This window comes from Pseudoalteromonas aurantia 208, from assembly GCF_014858725.1.
Classification (GTDB): Bacteria; Pseudomonadota; Gammaproteobacteria; order Enterobacterales; family Alteromonadaceae; genus Pseudoalteromonas; species Pseudoalteromonas aurantia.
This window is the reverse complement of the sequence record NZ_AQGV01000015.1, coordinates 794413-811600: the sequence shown is the minus strand read 5'-3', so window position 1 is coordinate 811600 and position 17188 is coordinate 794413. Positions and strand designations below refer to the sequence as shown.

Here is a 17188-nt window from a genome sequence, read left to right as displayed (position 1 = left end):
AAGCAATTTATGGAATATGGGACTCCATTAAGACTATGGTGGTTTGATAGTATTAAAGATAGGGTTGCAAAAGCGGATCAAATACACCATACATGCCCTATTTCTTATAAAATAATAAAAAGTATAAAAAAGCCTGATATACCAAAAATATTTCAATGTAATACACTACAAATTTGGGCTTCTTCTATAATAACTATCCCCTCTTCAAAAAAAGAAATGTCTGAAATAACTTTATATAAAGATAGCGACCATGTGAATTTTATTAATGGATCTCATTATTCCGTTTTTATTGCAATTACAGATATCATTATTAACATTAACGTCAAAAAAAAACCTCACCCAGTATTAGATGATGAATATAATAATGAATTTTTAGAAGTATTTTTAGCAGCTGGTGACGCGGTATTCATGGACCCTGAAGTACTCAGAGGTACCAAAGAAAATAACACTGGCTCACATCAAATTCTACTAAATGTATTTATTAGAAAAGAGAATAGCAGCCTAAATAACGAGCCTGACTACGGGTTAACAAAAGAAATTTCTAACTTCCAGAAATCCCCAATCATATGAAATACTACGTTAAAAAAGATTCATTTGCATTTAAAATAAAAAACAAACTAATAATAATTAAAAAAAACAAGGAGTTTATAATCCCATTCCATGATGGGAATTTAGACATAAAAAAAGAAACCAATGAATTAGCCTGTGACAACATAGAAATAACAAACCTATTAATGGAAGGTGGGGTTTTATCAAAAACCCCACCTTCCCAAAGTTCTACAATAGACATCCAAAAAGAAGTTATAATTACTAAAGACTTTTTATCTCCTGAAGTCATGAAAGAGTTAATTAAGTCACCAAATTCGATTATACTCTACCCAACTAAGTTAAACCCTCAATTTATTTATCCAACAAAGAATGAAAGCTCTTTAGATATATATAAAAGAGCTCATTTAAAGACTTTAAAAAACAACCCCGTCAGAAAATACTTACACGATAAAGGAGTATTAATAAGTATTGAGAATGAAATTTGTAACTTATCTTTATCACTCCTAAAAAGAAGGGGGAATTATGGGTGGGGTTACATTAACACCCTAAAAGAAGAAAAAAATGAAAAAAAACAAATAAGAAAAACTTTACCAAGTGATAAGATAATAAACTTCAACTCCGGTTCTAGAATAAGGACTATAGATGAGACTCTAGATCAAATAAACAGCATATTAGACCCCATTTTTGGCTTCGTTAAATTCCATGATAAATATAAGAATGAGACAGGTAATAACAAAACCTACTTTACTACATTCTCGGAAAACCCTATAGAGCCATCAAGTTTTGCGTTAGAAAACTTCTATTATACTGCTATGGGAAAAGGCATTAGTGATAAACAGTCAAAGCTAAGCTCTCTATGTGAAGCTATCGAACGGTATTCATCTTTATTTGTTGAAGGAGATTTTTACACCTTTAAAAAAGGTACAGAACTAGACGGTAAAGTGATACTACCTTCTAAGTTAACTCCGTATAGTATAAAGCAGTATATAAAGTTCAAAAGTAGGATGTCTAACTACAATCAATCAATATATGAAACTTTAGAATATGATAACCAAAAGATCGCCTGGACTAAATGTAAAGATATAAATCACAATGAGTATTGGATACCTTTGGAGTTCATCTATAAAAATACACCTTTTGATTCAAAATATGTTAAATACTTTCATAACGGGGGTGCCTGTGGCAACAGTCTAGATGAAGCCCTTCTTCAAGCCTTATTAGAGTTAATTGAGAGAGATGCTGTGGCTATATGGTGGTATAATAAGTTAAATATGCCAAAATCTTCCACTTCTGATGTTTGTAAAAAACTGCTGTCTCAAGTTAACACTCAAATATCTGGGTCTTTCGACTATTGGCTCATCGATATAACAAATGATATAAATATCCCAGTTATCGCCGCCGTTGCAATGAGTAAAATAAAAAAAGAAGTAGTTCTTTCATTTGGTTGCCATTTAAATATATCAACTGCCAAGGAAAGGGCTTTAACAGAGCTAATTCAAGTAATCGAGATTAAAGACATTAATACATCACCATTCTCTTTCAGTAATATACCGATTGAAAGCTTTTTATTTGGTTCAAAACTAAGCTATAAAACAACAGAGATACATAATTACATTTATTTATCTAAAGCATTAAATATAGTACACGACAAATTAAAAACATGTGAAATAAACTTTTATTATGTTGATCAAACTAGAGAGGAGCTTCCTTTACATGCTGTCAAAGCTGTCGCACCTGGACTTTGTCATTTATTCCCATACTTTTCAGCTGAAAGGTTATATAAAGTTCCAGTAAAAATTGGGTTTTTGAATAAAGAAAAAGAAGAAAATGACTTTAATAAAGTGGAACTCCTTATTTAAATTCAGTGTAAAAAGAAAAAACCACCCAGAGCTCATTAATTAAAAATATATTTAATAAATAAAATCAACACGATATTAAAGCCCTATGAACTAACTTAATATTCATATGGCTCTGAATAACAAAAGGCTAATTCATAGTTATGTGTGGAATATTAGTATCCCAGCTAAGTAAAGTTGACTCATTCGACCTTATTAATGGTTTATCTTCAATAAAACATAGAGGCCCAGATCAATCTAACACATATATTGATACTGATAGTCAAACCTATATTGGACACAATCGACTCGCTATAAATGGTGGATTAGATGCTGTTCAGCCCATGCTGTCAGAGTGTACACCATGGGTGATTGGAGTTAATGGCGAGATTTACAACGATAAAAGTGAATTGGATGTCGTAAAAACAAAATTTAGAACAAAATCGGATACTGAGTTTGCACTTCGTGGAATAGAGCAATTTGGAGTAAACTTTATATCTGAACTAGACGGCGAGTTTTCCCTTTGTCTTTATAATAGAAAAACTAAAAGCCTTTATCTTGCGAGGGATCGTAACGGTAGCAAACCACTTTACTACTACCAAAGTAATGAAAAATTCATCGCTGCATCTGAAATAAAAGCCCTTTTAGCCACAGGTGTGCCTGCTGTTTGGAACAAAAACTATTTAATGGCAAAAGAAAGGTTTCTAGTTGGAGCAGAGCAAACCTTCGTCAAAAATATCTATAGTCTTCCCCCTGGGCACATATTAGAATGCAAAAATAATGAAGTTCAAATCTACTCTTATTGCAAAGTCCTACCTTCTTATCCTGATACATTTGAAAAATTAAACATCAATTACGAGTCCGCGATTAACCAATTTGATACTTTACTTAAAAGCGCCGTGAGTAAAAGGCTCCCTAATGAAAATTTTGCGTGTTACTTGAGCTCAGGAATTGACTCGTCTTATATCTGTGCAATGGCAAGTAAGCTAACTAAAAATACATCATCAATAAGTATTGGCTTTACAAACAGCCCCCTAGATGAAAGCACCAAAGCAGAAAAGTTCGCCAAACAGTTAGGCATACAACATCATACCTTATCTTTGAGTCAATCAGATCTTATCAACACTTTTGAAAGTGCTGTATATCATGCTGAATCTATTGTCCCAAATATGAACGTCGCGGCAAAGTTTTTACTCAGTAACCAGACAAAAAAGTTGGGTTTCAGAATTGCCTTAACTGGTGAAGGTGCGGATGAATCGCTATTGGGATATAACTTTTTTCAACATGATATTGCTACTCCACAAAAGTATCAGCACAATCAAGTTGAACTTTTCAAAGGGCAAGCTAAGTTAGAAAAGAGGCTAAACTTTACGCCAAGCGCAGCTTCTAGTACTTTCTCCATTTCAAGTACTCTAAACTCCCTAAGATTAGATGAATATTACTATACAAACTATCAATCACACCTAATTGCACCTGATGATGAACTAATAACATCACCTCTAGGTTACAGCCAATGGCTTCATTATAATACTGTATTTCAAGATTATAATTTGCAGGCTCTCGGGGACAAAACAGAATTAGCACATTCAATTGAAGGACGACAACCATTCTTAGACAACAAGGTAGTTGGGTTTCTTCATTCCCTACCTACAAACTTCAAATATCACAACGGTATTAATAAGCGAATCCTCCGAGATGTATATTCTAAAAACTTTCCTGATTTTCAAGTTGAGAAACAAAAAATACCATTTCTAGCGCCTCCTAATTTAGCGCAAGACGCAATGTATCACCTACTCAATGAACTTCATGCTGTAGCCAGTAATAACGTAACGCTTGGCATATATGATATTAATAAAGTCATTAACTACGTCACGTTTTTGATAAAAAATAAAACAACTCTCGCCTTTTCAGAAGATATCATTGTTTGCCACATCCTCAGTATTTTATATCTTCAAAAACACTTTCATTTAAAAATATAGGTTTATTATGAAATTACGGTTTAACCCATGTTTTCAATTTTATTCTGATAGCCAACATAATGTATTGCTTAATAGTCAATCAAATGAAGTTGTTCTTGATGTAAAAAGTTACCCTTTATTCTCATACCTTTGTGATGTCACCAGCCTTACAGACCTAAACGATGTTATTAAATACGCATCACCTAACGAGCTTGCACTATTTTATTATCAAGTCGAAAATTTAAAAAAGTGTGAGTGGCTTAGTACAGCAGAGTCTAATGACAATGATTATCAATATACCGGCAACATGATCGGCTCCCCCTCATTTAACAAACATTACAGCACACCTTGGCACTCAACCATATCTAGCCTCGAAACTCCGTGTACATTAGTAGAGAGGGTAAACGCATTAAAAAATAATATCCTCACACTTCCAACCAGAGTTATAGAAATTTATAAGCAGTGCGTTTATGTATCGCCTTTGATTGCCTCCAATGAGGAATTACTTTTATATCAGAATTTACTTAACAGAAATCGTCCTGTCGATGTCTTTATGAACGACTATGGAATTGGTAAAAGTCGACTACTTACTTACCCGAGTTTGCCTTCAAAGTTAGCGAAGTCTATTAATAAACTATCAGAAGTAGAAGCTTTAGTTATTGAATTACACTCGAAGAAAAGCTCAACCTGTTCACTTTCCGCTCTACTCCTCCTCCCTGAAGAAGTAAATAATAAGCCTTCAAAAATAGCACTGAGGAACATAAAAATTACTTATAGCAATGACGGTGGCTCAAGAACATGCCTTGCTCAGCAAACCATAAATAAACTGAAGCCTTTTATTCACCAACAGTTTGGTTACGTGCTGCCATTAAAAGAAATATCTGAGCCTTACTCTAATGTTAAAATATTCAGTTCTGGTTATCATAAATCTCCAAAAAAAGTACCAACTAAAATATCAGGGTCTGACTTCATACAAAAATCACTCGGTAAAGGTGTTACTGAAGAGCAATCTAAAGCCAGTGCCCTATGTGAAGCGATTGAACGCAAGAATGCGCAGTATTGTGGCAATGAACAATACGTTACTAAACAGGCGAAAGACTTACCTCATCGATATATCAGCTTTGACGATATCAGCCCGTATAGCGACACGCAATATCAGCACTTCTCGAATGAGTCTCATAGTGAATCGCGAAGAAAACAAGCATCAATACCGTATTCCCATAACGTAGCAATAAATTGGCAACTCGTTTGGTCGTTGACATCTGATGAAGCGGTCTATATACCTTTTGTTTTATGCTTTGCCAATACGCCTTTTCACGATGATATATACGGTAAATGGAACTCCAATGGCTGCGCTGCCGGAAATAACCTTGAGGAAGCAATTCTACAAGCACTGTTTGAGCTAATCGAACGTGATGCCACTGCAATTTGGTGGTACAACCGGCTTATAAAACCCAGTTTCGACCTCTCGCGTTTAAATCCAGATTACTTAGCCCCTCTTGATCAAACACTCCGTGAACATCATGACTATTGGGTATTAGACTTAACTATAGACACTGGGGTCGCTGTAATGGCTGCCATTGGAAAGCACAAAACAACCCAAGGTTGGATCTTCGGTTTTGGCTGTCATTTAAAACCAGAAATGGCGGCGCAACGTGCACTCACGGAGCTGTGCCAATTAATTCCTATTAGAAACCAAAACGGTGCGCCGTTTGACTTCGATGCCATCTCTGATGACGATTTTTTGAATCCCCACGATGCTGCTGCTCATGGCGCATATACGTTAACTCAGTCCGGCGATCTTAAAGACGATATCATTGCCATAACAGAGCAATTAGAGCTACTTGGGCTAGAAACATTAGTTTTGGATTACACTAGGCAGCCTCTGCCTATACATACTGCTAAGGTATTCGTTCCCGGCTTATGTCATATCTGGCCACAGCTTGGTAACGCGCGCCTATACCAAACTCCTGTTAAGTTAGGCTGGCTGGAGGAACCTCTCAATGAGCAAACCATCAATCAGCAAGGGTTATACATATAACCCTCTATTTATTGTATTTTCGAATGTTATCAGAGCAGCGTACATTCGCTGCTCTGATTTAACTATTAAACCTCGTCTTAGTATATTGACAGTTTTTGTACTATCACCCCTCGCCTTTACATAATCTTACCTTTATTCAATGGCATCTAGGCGATTATCTCGTATACTAGGCGCAAAATTTCATACACCATGACATTCTTAAAAAGGATATTTCATGAAAAAACTTATACTTGCAAGCATTGTTGGCTTATTACTTACGTCTCACGCAAGCCACGCAGAGGTGGGAATTACCGCTTATGCTGGTCAAACGTATAGTCAAACTTTAACCACCTCTAAACTTCAGCAACATGAATTGTCTGACGACAGTCATTACGGTTTCAGTGTTGATTGGCATGAGGACGATACCAAATATGGTTTATTTTATAGTGAATATGAAGGTGAATTAGAAGGCAGCACGCAACATAAAGTGAAAATGGAATACTTGTTGTTTCAAAGTGCGGTATACCGCCCAATTTACAATAATCTAGACGCATATTTAGGTTTACAATTAGGGGTTAACCGTCTTGATACCAACTTTGCTGACGCTGACTCGTTCTTCGCATCCGGGTTGTTTGGCGGTTTAGAATATCAAGTGTTAGACAGCTTAAGCGTGGGAACTGAAGTACGTTGGTTAGCGACTATCGTAAAGAATAAATCTAAAGTCACCTGTGACTCAGATCCGGCAACAACCGACATGTGTAGCTGGCATTTCGATGGTGATACGCTCAATCAATTTCAAGTGAGTGCCAATATCACATATCGCTTCTGATCAAAGCGAAAAAAGCCTAGGTCATACCTAGGCTTTGTGCGTCAAGTAGTACGGGAGGCTACTTATTGATGAAACTCTTTTTTCGACAATTTGCCATCTTTATCGCTGTCTAATAAATCAAATACTTTTAACAGTGACTCCGAATGTGCCGCTTCGCTTTTACTAATAAAACCATCTTTGTCACTATCAAGTGATGAGAAATTGCTCGCTATCGCACCATGAGATACACCTAATAAGATTGCGGTAAATAATGCGGTAAATATCTTCATTGAACTCTCCGTCTGTTGTCATAAATCAATGCGTAATCAAGTATCTAGTGTGCGAACTCGCTTTTAGATAACTTGCCATCTTTATTGATATCTAAACGCATAAATTGAGATGTTAGCGTATCCGATATGGCAGCCTCACTTTGGCTAATAAATCCATCTTGGTTTAAATCAAAGTCACTGAAGCCGTCAGCTATCGCACTCATACTCATAGCTGTTAACACGCCAACAACCATCACATTAAGCATTTTCATATCATCACCTATAATTTAAAGTTTGAAAATTCACGACTAGTAAGTCGCTTATCTTTGTCTAAATCAAGCGCCGAAAACTGTGCACTTAATTGCATGTTTACCGAGGCTTCTTCTTCGCTTATTAGAGCGTCGTCGTTAGAATCTAAATCAGCAAATGTCAGTCCAGATGCAAAGCTTAATGCACTGACGAACATCAATGTTGTTGCCGTAAAGGCGTGGACTAATTTCATGTTGTATCCTCTTTTATATTTGGGCATGTTGTTCTGTCGACCTAACTACCACATTATTTTTTAACAAAGTGGCTGTATTCACCTTTTGATAGTCGACCATTATTGTCGGTATCCAAATCTTTAAATTGCGCCATGACACTTGGGTTAGCCTTTGACTCGCTCAAGCTAATAGCGCCGTCATTATTCGTATCTAATTGCGTGAACTCAGAGTTAGCAATGACACCAGTTGATATAGATACCGTCAGTATCAGTAGTGCTGCTTTCATATCGTATTACTCCAAAGTTGAGTATCTAACTGCACATTACAAACACAGTTCATTGAATTCACAGTCATTATTTCAACTTTGGTGCCATATATTAAAAATCTATTTAAGTCAGTGAGTTATGAATTAGCACTGTGCTTAGTTCAGGAAGGATTAAGTGTGACTGTTGCTAAATAGCAACATACAAATGTGCAAAATTCGTGTTATTTATAAAAATCAATAGGTTATGTAGTTGCTATTTGGCGACTGCGTGTCTAGGAACAGTATTTCATATGACGATTGATAGGTTAAAAAAGCAGGTTGCTCCGCCATTTATAAAGCTCAAAAAATCGCAGGAAAATTTTTTTTCTCGCTCTTTGGGGTTTCAGGCTAAATTGGCACTGGCTGTGGCACTCATTCCCATTATTGCACTGACGATTTGGTATGCAAACCATGTGTCTTCTGAACAACAAAGAATGCATCAGGCTTACGTTAATAATCATCAACTTATATTAGAGTTTTCCTCGTTAAAGGAAGACATTTCTGCGTTAGAAAAAGCACAAAAAAATAATCATTTACTCAACAGCCCTGCACTACAAAATAGTATCGAAAATAAGTGGAAAATGACCCATAAACGCATTATTTTACTTAAAAATGCCATTGTAGAAACAGCACTTGTTGCCAATTGGCAACAAGTGCTTTCGCTGGTGCCCATTTATGATTCTCATCTTGTTAGTTATAAAGACTTACATAACCAACTCAGCACGACCGAAAAGCTCTTTCACCAAGCACTGGCAATGCGTCTAGCTGCCAAGCGCGCCAATATTTCATATGCGAATCATTGGTTTGTAGCTTTATTGCTCATTTTACTCCCTGTATTTATTATGATCAGCCTCGCGCTCATTCATCGCGTTACTCAACAACTGTACAAAGTTGAGCACACTCTCTCTCGCTTGGGTGATGGCAAGTATTCGGGTGAAATTGAGTTACATGGCAGCAATGAGTTAAGTAAACTTGGCCAGAAGCTCAGCTGGCTCAATGATGAACTACAACGTAGTCATGCCCAAAAAGACTCTTTCCTACGTCATGTCAGTCACGAGTTAAAAACCCCGTTATCGTCGTTAAGCGAAGGTAATAGCCTGTTACAAAGTGATGACATAGGGATTCTCAACCTGCAACAACAAAGAATCGTAACAATAATGGGTACATCGTTAACGCGGCTAAATATACTGATTGATGACTTACTTAATTACAGTGCGGCGAGTCACCCTTTACATCAACAAAAGAGAAAGGCCTTGAACTCGCTGGCGCTAGACTTACAAACCCAGTTTGGCACGCACTCACTGTCTCACACTAAACATATCGACTGGCAAATAAGTGATTCAACAGAGGGGCTTCCGTATATGCCTTGTAAACTCATTTTAATCCAGCTTATCAACAATGCGCTTCAATATGCCAAGCATAAAGTGCAAGTTAGCCTCTCGGTACAAAACCACATCGCGACATTCTCTATTGTGGATGATGGTGTTGGCATTGAATCTTCAGAGCTTGCGCAACTCATGCAGCCATTTTTCAGAGGCCAACACAGTCATAGCCACTCAGGCAGTGGCCTTGGACTTGCCATTGTTGAAGAATCCGTCAAGCAACTCAAGGGCAACATTCAATTTAATAACGTAGAAAGTGGCACCCATATCTGCGTACAATTTCCAGTGGAAGGCAGTCAATAATGCGTATTATCATACTCTTCATCCTCACTTTTTTGTTAAGTGCCTGCCAATCAAGCCCTGTGCTAGCACCCACACAGCCCCTCGAGGTGTCTTCTCCTACTTATGCGCCGTTGGCAACACTGATGAGCACACAAAAAAATGCATGTTCTCACAACAGTGAACTTCCCGTACATTTTGAGCAATACCAACAAATTAATACGTTCTTCACTGATTGGTGTAACACACGCTCGACGACAACACAGCTGCGCCTGTTGAAACAGTTTACGCGTTCATATAACTGGCCAGATGAATACCGAGTTTATTTCGATTCACTTAAGTTCAATACACAACGGTTACGAAAGCAAAGGTTAGCAAATATTAAATTACGCAAAGCACTGGAGAAAGAAAAACAGCAGTTATCTGTTACGCAAAATGCCCTCGCTGAATTAAAACGTCAACTTGCGCTCATTGAGCTTAGGCACCTCAATGCAACACAAACCGATAATAACGCGAATTCAATAGAGGAATAACAGCTTGAGTTTAGCCACCATCTTACTTGTTGACGACGACCACGCCCTTGCGGAGCTATTAGCTATGCGCTTGCTCGCCAATGGCTATCACACCCTATGTGCTCACCGAGGCACACAGGCGTTAAAAATTCTGCGCCAAGAAGTCATTGATATTGTGATCACCGATTTAAAAATGGCCCATATGGATGGATTTGAGTTATTTGAAAACATTAAAAAGCACCATATTGGCCTTCCGGTGATTATGATGACCGCACATGGCTCAATTCCTGACGCGGTAGATGCCATACAGCAAGGTTTTTTGAGCTTTTTAAGCAAACCAATTGATAGCCAAGCTTTGTTGTCAACCATAGAAAATGCATTAGAGCACACCCAAACGCGCAGTGTCATCACTGATCAGCACCGTTATTTTGGCATTACCTATCAAAGTTCAGCAATGCAACAAGTGGTAAAGCATATTCAGGCACTCGCGCCAAGTAATGTAAATATTCTCATCCAAGGTGAAAGTGGTACAGGTAAAGAAGTTACAGCTAAAGCCATTCATCAAGCAAGTGAGCACGCCAATGGACCATTTGTCGCCATTAACTGTGCTGCGGTACCCGCTCACTTGTTAGAATCCGAGTTATTCGGCCACAAAAAAGGCGCGTTTACAGGTGCCATTAGCGATAAAACGGGGTTACTACAAAGCGCCGATGGCGGAACCATCTTATTAGATGAAATTGGTGATATGCCGTTAGACCTACAAGTTAAGGTTTTACGTGTATTACAAGAACGTACTGTTAGGCCTCTGGGGTCGCATATTGAACATAAAATCAACGTCCGTTTTTTATCTGCCAGTCACAAAGATTTACAGCAAGCTGTGGCTAACAAAGAGTTTCGTGAAGATCTCTATTACCGACTGAATGTGGTCTCCATTACGTTACCTGCATTACGCCAGCGGCCCGAAGACATTATCCTACTTGCTGAACAGTTTGTAGAAACACTCAGTGCACACGAAAAGCATCTAAGCCCACAAGCTATGACCCATTTAATAAACTACCATTGGCCTGGTAATATTCGTCAACTTCACAATGTCTGTGAACACGCTGTGGTGCTCAGTAGCAATAAACTCATCACCGAGGATATCATGACAAACGCGCTACCTTTGCAATCAGAGCATCACTTTCAAGGGCTAAACGACGCAAAAAAACAATTTGAACAGGAGTATATACAAAAAGTGTTGTCCCTGTGTGCGGGGAATGTTGCTGAAGCTGCAAAGCTAGCGCAAAGAAACCGCTCAGACTTTTATAAACTAATGAAAAAGCACGATATAAACTGAGTGCCTGTATAGATAAAGTGTAGTAGCGCATATTTAATCTGACACTTTCCAATTTTGGATTTGACCTAATCGTACAGTTGATTAGGTCAGCAATGAACCTATTGCAGACCTAACGAGCCTGTAGAATTACTCGTTTTAATTTATTTTTTTGATGCCTCAACCATAGCCGACTTCCTATTTTGATTCAATCGTTTAGTGGTTTTCCACTTTGATTTTCATTATGTGGTTTGAGGGGGACTTCATCGGTCTTAACAGCGGACTTTTGTGGCTTTATTTTGGTTAAAGTGGCCCTACTCTTCTTAATGTATTCTGTTTTGTAGCTTTTCTATATTATGTACCAGACAATACAACTGCCATTGCGCGTTCACTTTCGTTTGTCCGCGTAAGGTCAGTTTATTCATCCCTTTATTCACTGTGATATTTCGCTTTTTACCTAAAGGAAAAACAGGCTCGATACACCCCAACCTTTTACCATTTTTTATAATAAGTTGTTGTCTTTGGGGGCTGTCTATTTTGACTTTCATTTTATCCATGTAGCTTCGCTTTTTACGCGAGTCATCATTTTTAAACTGTACTTGCCGTCCTGTTTTTATCGGTGGTTTTCGCATGTAATTCCCCCAAAAAATGAAACAGTTCATAAGTAGAATTTTCCATTAACTAAAGTAGGAAAATTTACGATGAGAAAAAGCAAGTTCACCGAAACTCAAATTGTCAGTATGATCAAAGAAGCTGAGTCGGGTATTCCTGTACCTGAAATTTGCCATAAACAGGGTATCGGCCAAAGTAAATTTTACAAATGTACCTGGCAATAACTGTTCAGAAAAATTGATTGGAATGAATTTATTTTTTTGGGGGAGTTACAAAGTCAGGCTTGTAGTTAGCCATAACAATTTACAGCGGGTGAATAATATCTATTAGATCACAGTAACCAATTCGGTTCAAGGTTAAAAAGCGAACAGGTTAAGCAGTGTAGAATAAGTTCCTGAAACGAGTAATTCTATAGCCTCAGCGCCCTGTTAATGGGCAAAATTTTGTGGCTAGAATTGGTGAGGAACGAATACAATCAACTGCTTTGCCTTTAACTATTAGCCTGTCTTGTGAAGCCTATGCTATTAATGAATCTAGAACCCCGCTTAAAGTAACTAAGTTATTTATACGATTTATAAATTTCCGTATAATTGTGAGAATCCACTACCTTCCCTGTTTCTATGTAGTACTTCAAGCCAAAGAGGTGTTTAACAAGGCCTTTCCCTAATTGCCCTCTCATCAAGTACTTCATAAATCCTAGAGAAAATGAAACATAAGAAGTCATCTTTACTTCCGTAACTTCATCGCCTGTCATGCTTTCAATTGAAGATAGCTCATAGGTGGCAGACATTTCTTTTATAAAGGGAAGATTATGCCTCGTCACTACAACCTTAAAGCTATTATTTTCATCTACTTCAGTTATCTTTTCGTCGAGAGATAACTTCTCACTGAACTGGCAATACCTTTCACAACCCAACTCACCTCTTTTTGCATTATGCATATAGTTTGAGGACATCATTCCTGGGTTGTGCACATGAATATCCCCATACTGAGTGAATAAAACTTCCCATGTTTTTTCTTTTGGGGCATTAATTACTTCTCTAAATTCTGACTTGTTCATTAATATGTTTACCTCTATTAGAACTACACATAACAGCTAAAACCGCGAAAATTAATACTAGTACTATATGGTTTGCAATGAGTTACGATATGGTTTTTAGTTACTTACGATATTGAAGTGATGAACTTTATACTAGTAACTTCAATATCGCAAGTAAATGGGTTAATATTTGTATGTCGTTGCAAAGAGGTTTGGCATGAATTCTGATAATCAATTTTTACGTTCTGGTTGCCCGATTGTGAACGGGTTGGATATATTTGGAGATAAATGGACATTAGTTATTATTAGAGACCTTGTCTGCGGCAAAAAGACTTATTCTGAGCTAGCTAATTCACCAGAGAACATACCTACAAACAGGCTGGCAGAAAGATTAAAAATGCTAGAAGCCGAAAACATGTTAGTAAGAGAACAATATCAGTCGAAACCGAAAAGATATACGTATGTGTTAACCAAGAAAGGGAGGGATACTTTACCAATTCTCCAAGAAGTCGCTAAATGGGGTAACAATTACGTCGAAGGAACATGGACTCCCCTAAAATCGTTTATGGAATCGACATAACTATTTAATAGCGTGCGAATTGCACATTTTCTTGAATTTAAGGGTAAGTAAATTATCTAAATAAAATTGGTAATTAATTATACGAGGGTTTATGGCCGCAATGTCGGATTAGCTGCCCTTTTCTGATTAAAAAAGATGTGTGATTTGTCAGTTTAAATAAAACTCTATTTTTAAATTTGTAAGATCGAATGCTGACTAATCTAGATAAAGCGACGCCTTTCCGTCAACTATTTATTGTGTATTTTTGTACAGAACCAGCAAAATCTGCGATTGTATGTATAATTTAATGGGTTACACATAATCACATAACAAATGTAACCAATATTCAAACAATCTCGGGAGTATCAGATGAGAATGCGTCAAAAGCTCATAGTGAGTTTTCTATTAACGGTGATAGTGCCCATTTTAGCCATTTCATTGGTGAGTATTTCTCAAACTAAGCAGGAATCTTTGGAACAATTTTTAGACTCTTCCAGTAACGAAATTCGCCAAGTCGAAAATACGTTTGTGCTGTTCTTCGATCAAATGAAAAATAACGCACGTTTTTTAGCGCAAAGTAAACTGGTCAGTAATATTCCTGATGATATAAGCACCTACACTGGCCCTGAAAGAATGATGGCACCACTTGAGAATGGCGCGCAAGAAGCTGAAATATTTGAACTATTCACAGCGTTTGGCGTAACCCACGAAGAACTTTTATTTGTTTATTTAGGCTCTGAGAAAGGCGGGTTTATTCAATACCCTGCTGAACCTTTGGGTGGTTATGATCCTAGGAAACGCCCTTGGTATCAAAATGCGAAAAAGTCCCCTCGCGACGTTATTATTACTGAACCCTACCAAGGTGTCACAGGCCAGGCTATGGTGTCTGTAGCAACGGGCATATACAAAAATGGCAGCTTTGCCGGTGTGCAATCTTTAGACGTTACCTTATCAACACTTACTGACATAGTCAGCAACATTCGTTTAGGTGAAACGGGCTATTTAATTTTAATGGATGGCAATGGTGTGATCCTTGCCGATCCTAAAAACCCAGATAACAACTTTAAAAATATGAAAGAGTTGAATTCGCCGCTATATAAAGCACTGGGAGCTGCCGGTAACCAGCCGTTTTTATCTATTGAAACAGAGCAAAAAACGGTCACTGCAAAACGTTATCACTCAGATAAACTCAATTGGCGATTTGTTGCAATCATTGATGAGGAGGAGATCCTTTCTTCGGCCTATAGTATGTCAATGCTCATCAGCATGATTGCTCTGGTTATGCTGGTTATTTTTGGCATTATCGCCGTGGTACTGGCGAATAAAATTGTTTACCCTATCGAGCGAGTATCTGAAGGCTTAAGAGACATAGCCCAAGGGGAAGGTAATTTATCAAAACGACTGCAAGTCATTGGCAATGATGAGATCAGTGAGTTGGCCACATGGTTTAATCAATTTTTAAATTCAATCAATGGCCTGGTTAAAGATATTCAACAAAATGCGCATACCTTAAATAGTGCAGCCCATCATTTCGAAACCCAAATTACAGATATTCGCACGCAATGCCATAGTCAGTCCGACACTGCAAACCAAGCAGCCACAAATACTGAATCAGTCAACAATATGGCACATATCGTCAGCCAAAATTGCCAAGACTCTTTGACTGAAATTGCGCAAACTGATGAGTGCGCACATAATGGTAATACGTTAATTGGTAACACCGTAACACAAGTTGCGCAGCTGAATGACTCATTAAGTGGATCAGCTGCGGCCATGAGTCAACTCGAAAGTGAAAGTAACAATATCACCAATATTCTGGGTGTTATTCGGGCAATTGCTGAACAAACCAATTTGCTTGCCCTTAATGCAGCCATTGAAGCTGCTCGAGCAGGAGAGCAAGGCAGAGGATTCGCCGTGGTTGCCGATGAAGTAAGAACCCTCGCGCAACGTTCTCACGATGCGACCCAAGAAATAGAGCAGGTGCTAACCAAACTCATTGACCAAACTCGCTCTGTATCAGAAAAAATGACACAAAGCGTGTCAGCATCGAATGATGCGATTACCCAATCTGAACAAGCACATCAAGCATTCGACGATATCGCCAGTAGTGTAACCAAGGTAAAAGAGCTCATTAGCACCATTGCCCATGAAGCAAGTCAACAGGGCATATCGGCCAATGAAACCCATAGCCAGATTCAAAAAGTGACCGAATCGGTGCAGCAAGTGAGTCACTCCACCGACAGCCTGTCCGACGGTGCGACAAAACTGGTGAGTTTAGCTGATGGACTAGACAAACTTGTGGGTAGATTCAACATAGATTAACCTGAGTAATGCGTTTCTTAGTAAGAAACGCATTTACATTGATTCAAGCTACTCGATAGCTATACTACTGATATTAACTGTTCTCAGTGCTAAGGCGCTTAATGTTTAGGTATATAGTACAAACCTGTTTGCCAATAAAGCGGGCCATGTTCCTCTTTAAACTTCTTATACCGCTTTTTGCATTAGGCTTAGTGCCGTTGAGTTACGCGTGCGAGCAAAAAATACGCATCAGTGCAGCAAAAGACTGGCCCCCCTATTCTTATATAAATAACGGTGGCTTTTCAGGCTTAGATATCGACATTATTGAAATGATCCTATCAGATATCAATTTGTGTTGGGAATATGTTGCTTATCCTTCTTCTAGTCGTGCGTTTCAAGAATTTAAAAAAGACAACATTGACCTTATATTTGCAGCCAGTTATACCTCGCCGCGCAGGGGGTTTTCCGAATTTAGCGTCGCTTATCGAACAGAGTTCATGCAGCTGTTCTCACACCAAGACTTTATCCTCGCAGACACAATGGAGACAGGTAAAACCAAAGGTATTCCTGACTTTTTAGAAAAATCAATAACGGCAATCAATAGAGGCAGTGTGTACGGTGCACCTTTTAGCAAATTTAAAGCGCAATGCCCTGACTGCGTTGTTGAAATGAACGCTTCAATCGCACGGTTTCGATTATTAAAATACAAACGCGTTAATTTCGTTATTGAAGATTTACTCACGGGTGCTTACCTGATTAAAAATAGCAAAGAAATTGAAGGTCACGTGAAAGCGACAAGATTCAATGTGCGCAAAGATCCTGTCCATTACATGCTCAGGCCTGGCATGTTTAGTGAATCCAAATTACAAGCATTTAATTTGGCCATTATAAAAAATAAACAAAATATAAAAAAGATCACCGATAAATACTATCAAGCTTTAGATGTGGCAAAACCGGCTATTTAAGA

At 38.0% G+C, this 17188-nt stretch carries 17 protein-coding genes and 1 pseudogene; 12 read left to right on the top strand and 6 right to left on the bottom strand.

What is annotated here, in order from left to right; genetic code table 11:
• The first annotated feature begins 9 nt into the window (after positions 1-9).
• The 5 genes from PAUR_RS21750 to PAUR_RS21730 all read left to right on the top strand — a co-directional run bounded on the left by PAUR_RS21750 (position 10) and on the right by PAUR_RS21730 (position 7191).
• The gene (locus PAUR_RS21750; RefSeq protein WP_192509811.1) at positions 10-570 is read left to right on the top strand and encodes a hypothetical protein; all 561 of its coding nucleotides are present in this window, start codon (positions 10-12) and stop codon (positions 568-570) included.
• On the top strand, positions 567-2408 hold the full coding sequence (locus PAUR_RS21745) for a YcaO-like family protein (RefSeq protein WP_192509810.1): 1842 nt from the start codon (positions 567-569) through the stop codon (positions 2406-2408). Before PAUR_RS21750 ends, PAUR_RS21745 begins: the two co-directional genes overlap by 4 nt.
• 140 nt (positions 2409-2548) lie before the next feature.
• Entirely contained in the window at positions 2549-4363 is a 1815-nt protein-coding gene (gene asnB, locus PAUR_RS21740) for an asparagine synthase (glutamine-hydrolyzing) (RefSeq protein ID WP_192509809.1), read from the top strand.
• A gap of 7 nt (positions 4364-4370) precedes the next feature.
• On the top strand, positions 4371-6383 hold the full coding sequence (locus tag PAUR_RS21735; RefSeq protein ID WP_192509808.1) for a YcaO-like family protein: 2013 nt from the start codon (positions 4371-4373) through the stop codon (positions 6381-6383).
• 214 nt (positions 6384-6597) lie between these two features.
• Positions 6598-7191, top strand: a complete 594-nt coding sequence (locus PAUR_RS21730; RefSeq protein ID WP_192509807.1) for a porin family protein — start codon at positions 6598-6600, stop codon at positions 7189-7191.
• Positions 7192-7253: 62 nt separating this feature from the next.
• Here the strand turns inward: PAUR_RS21730 and PAUR_RS21725 are convergent, their stop codons facing one another.
• The 4 genes from PAUR_RS21725 to PAUR_RS21710 are packed head-to-tail and all read right to left on the bottom strand — an operon-like array spanning position 7254 to position 8207.
• Positions 7254-7460 carry an EF-hand domain-containing protein gene (locus tag PAUR_RS21725; protein ID WP_192509806.1) on the bottom strand — a complete coding sequence of 69 codons (207 nt, stop codon included), beginning with the start codon at positions 7458-7460 and terminating at the stop codon, positions 7254-7256.
• Between the two features lie 44 nt (positions 7461-7504).
• The gene (locus PAUR_RS21720) at positions 7505-7711 is read right to left on the bottom strand and encodes an EF-hand domain-containing protein (RefSeq protein WP_225738546.1); all 207 of its coding nucleotides are present in this window, start codon (positions 7709-7711) and stop codon (positions 7505-7507) included.
• Between the two features lie 8 nt (positions 7712-7719).
• Entirely contained in the window at positions 7720-7941 is a 222-nt protein-coding gene (locus tag PAUR_RS21715) for an EF-hand domain-containing protein (protein ID WP_192509805.1), read from the bottom strand.
• 53 nt (positions 7942-7994) lie between these two features.
• Entirely contained in the window at positions 7995-8207 is a 213-nt protein-coding gene (locus tag PAUR_RS21710; protein ID WP_192509804.1) for an EF-hand domain-containing protein, read from the bottom strand.
• A gap of 269 nt (positions 8208-8476) precedes the next feature.
• On the opposite strand from PAUR_RS21710, the gene PAUR_RS21705 reads away from it, so the two are divergent.
• The 3 genes from PAUR_RS21705 to PAUR_RS21695 are packed head-to-tail and all read left to right on the top strand — an operon-like array spanning position 8477 to position 11734.
• A complete protein-coding gene (locus PAUR_RS21705; protein WP_192509803.1) occupies positions 8477-9910 on the top strand; it encodes a HAMP domain-containing sensor histidine kinase in 1434 nt (477 codons plus the stop codon).
• Positions 9910-10419, top strand: a complete 510-nt coding sequence (locus tag PAUR_RS21700) for a hypothetical protein (RefSeq protein ID WP_192509802.1) — start codon at positions 9910-9912, stop codon at positions 10417-10419. Before PAUR_RS21705 ends, PAUR_RS21700 begins: the two co-directional genes overlap by 1 nt.
• Positions 10420-10423: 4 nt before the next feature.
• Positions 10424-11734, top strand: coding sequence for a sigma-54-dependent transcriptional regulator (locus PAUR_RS21695; protein ID WP_192509801.1), 1311 nt, complete (start codon positions 10424-10426; stop codon positions 11732-11734).
• Between the two features lie 299 nt (positions 11735-12033).
• Here the strand turns inward: PAUR_RS21695 and PAUR_RS21690 are convergent.
• Positions 12034-12342, bottom strand: a pseudogene (locus PAUR_RS21690) (transposase); the annotation flags it as partial.
• 69 nt (positions 12343-12411) lie between these two features.
• Here PAUR_RS21690 and PAUR_RS21685 point away from each other — a divergent pair.
• On the top strand, positions 12412-12546 hold the full coding sequence (locus PAUR_RS21685) for a transposase (RefSeq protein WP_192509799.1): 135 nt from the start codon (positions 12412-12414) through the stop codon (positions 12544-12546).
• A gap of 335 nt (positions 12547-12881) precedes the next feature.
• On the opposite strand, the gene PAUR_RS21680 is transcribed toward PAUR_RS21685, so the two are convergent.
• Positions 12882-13382 carry an SRPBCC family protein gene (locus tag PAUR_RS21680; RefSeq protein WP_192509798.1) on the bottom strand — a complete coding sequence of 167 codons (501 nt, stop codon included), beginning with the start codon at positions 13380-13382 and terminating at the stop codon, positions 12882-12884.
• A 196-nt stretch (positions 13383-13578) separates the two neighbouring features.
• On the opposite strand from PAUR_RS21680, the gene PAUR_RS21675 reads away from it, so the two are divergent.
• From PAUR_RS21675 to PAUR_RS21665, 3 genes are all read left to right on the top strand, one after another.
• On the top strand, positions 13579-13941 hold the full coding sequence (locus PAUR_RS21675) for a winged helix-turn-helix transcriptional regulator (protein ID WP_192509797.1): 363 nt from the start codon (positions 13579-13581) through the stop codon (positions 13939-13941).
• Positions 13942-14289: 348 nt separating this feature from the next.
• Positions 14290-16242, top strand: a complete 1953-nt coding sequence (locus PAUR_RS21670; RefSeq protein ID WP_192509796.1) for a methyl-accepting chemotaxis protein — start codon at positions 14290-14292, stop codon at positions 16240-16242.
• 146 nt (positions 16243-16388) lie between these two features.
• Complete coding sequence (locus PAUR_RS21665; protein ID WP_192509795.1) at positions 16389-17186, top strand: substrate-binding periplasmic protein; 798 nt, start codon at positions 16389-16391, stop codon at positions 17184-17186.
• The last annotated feature ends 2 nt before the right edge of the window (positions 17187-17188 follow it).

Coding starts and splice junctions, on each gene's coding strand:
- PAUR_RS21750 (WP_192509811.1), top strand. CDS start 10: ATGGAATATGGGACTCCATTAAGACTATGGTGGTTTGATAGTATTAAA.
- PAUR_RS21730 (WP_192509807.1), top strand. CDS start 6,598: ATGAAAAAACTTATACTTGCAAGCATTGTTGGCTTATTACTTACGTCT.
- PAUR_RS21710 (WP_192509804.1), bottom strand. CDS start 8,207: ATGAAAGCAGCACTACTGATACTGACGGTATCTATATCAACTGGTGTC.
- PAUR_RS21665 (WP_192509795.1), top strand. CDS start 16,389: ATGTTCCTCTTTAAACTTCTTATACCGCTTTTTGCATTAGGCTTAGTG.
- PAUR_RS21680 (WP_192509798.1), bottom strand. CDS start 13,382: ATGAACAAGTCAGAATTTAGAGAAGTAATTAATGCCCCAAAAGAAAAA.
- PAUR_RS21715 (WP_192509805.1), bottom strand. CDS start 7,941: ATGAAATTAGTCCACGCCTTTACGGCAACAACATTGATGTTCGTCAGT.
- PAUR_RS21675 (WP_192509797.1), top strand. CDS start 13,579: ATGAATTCTGATAATCAATTTTTACGTTCTGGTTGCCCGATTGTGAAC.
- PAUR_RS21685 (WP_192509799.1), top strand. CDS start 12,412: ATGAGAAAAAGCAAGTTCACCGAAACTCAAATTGTCAGTATGATCAAA.
- PAUR_RS21705 (WP_192509803.1), top strand. CDS start 8,477: ATGACGATTGATAGGTTAAAAAAGCAGGTTGCTCCGCCATTTATAAAG.
- PAUR_RS21745 (WP_192509810.1), top strand. CDS start 567: ATGAAATACTACGTTAAAAAAGATTCATTTGCATTTAAAATAAAAAAC.
- PAUR_RS21700 (WP_192509802.1), top strand. CDS start 9,910: ATGCGTATTATCATACTCTTCATCCTCACTTTTTTGTTAAGTGCCTGC.
- PAUR_RS21670 (WP_192509796.1), top strand. CDS start 14,290: ATGAGAATGCGTCAAAAGCTCATAGTGAGTTTTCTATTAACGGTGATA.
- asnB (WP_192509809.1), top strand. CDS start 2,549: ATGTGTGGAATATTAGTATCCCAGCTAAGTAAAGTTGACTCATTCGAC.
- PAUR_RS21725 (WP_192509806.1), bottom strand. CDS start 7,460: ATGAAGATATTTACCGCATTATTTACCGCAATCTTATTAGGTGTATCT.
- PAUR_RS21720 (WP_225738546.1), bottom strand. CDS start 7,711: ATGAAAATGCTTAATGTGATGGTTGTTGGCGTGTTAACAGCTATGAGT.
- PAUR_RS21735 (WP_192509808.1), top strand. CDS start 4,371: ATGAAATTACGGTTTAACCCATGTTTTCAATTTTATTCTGATAGCCAA.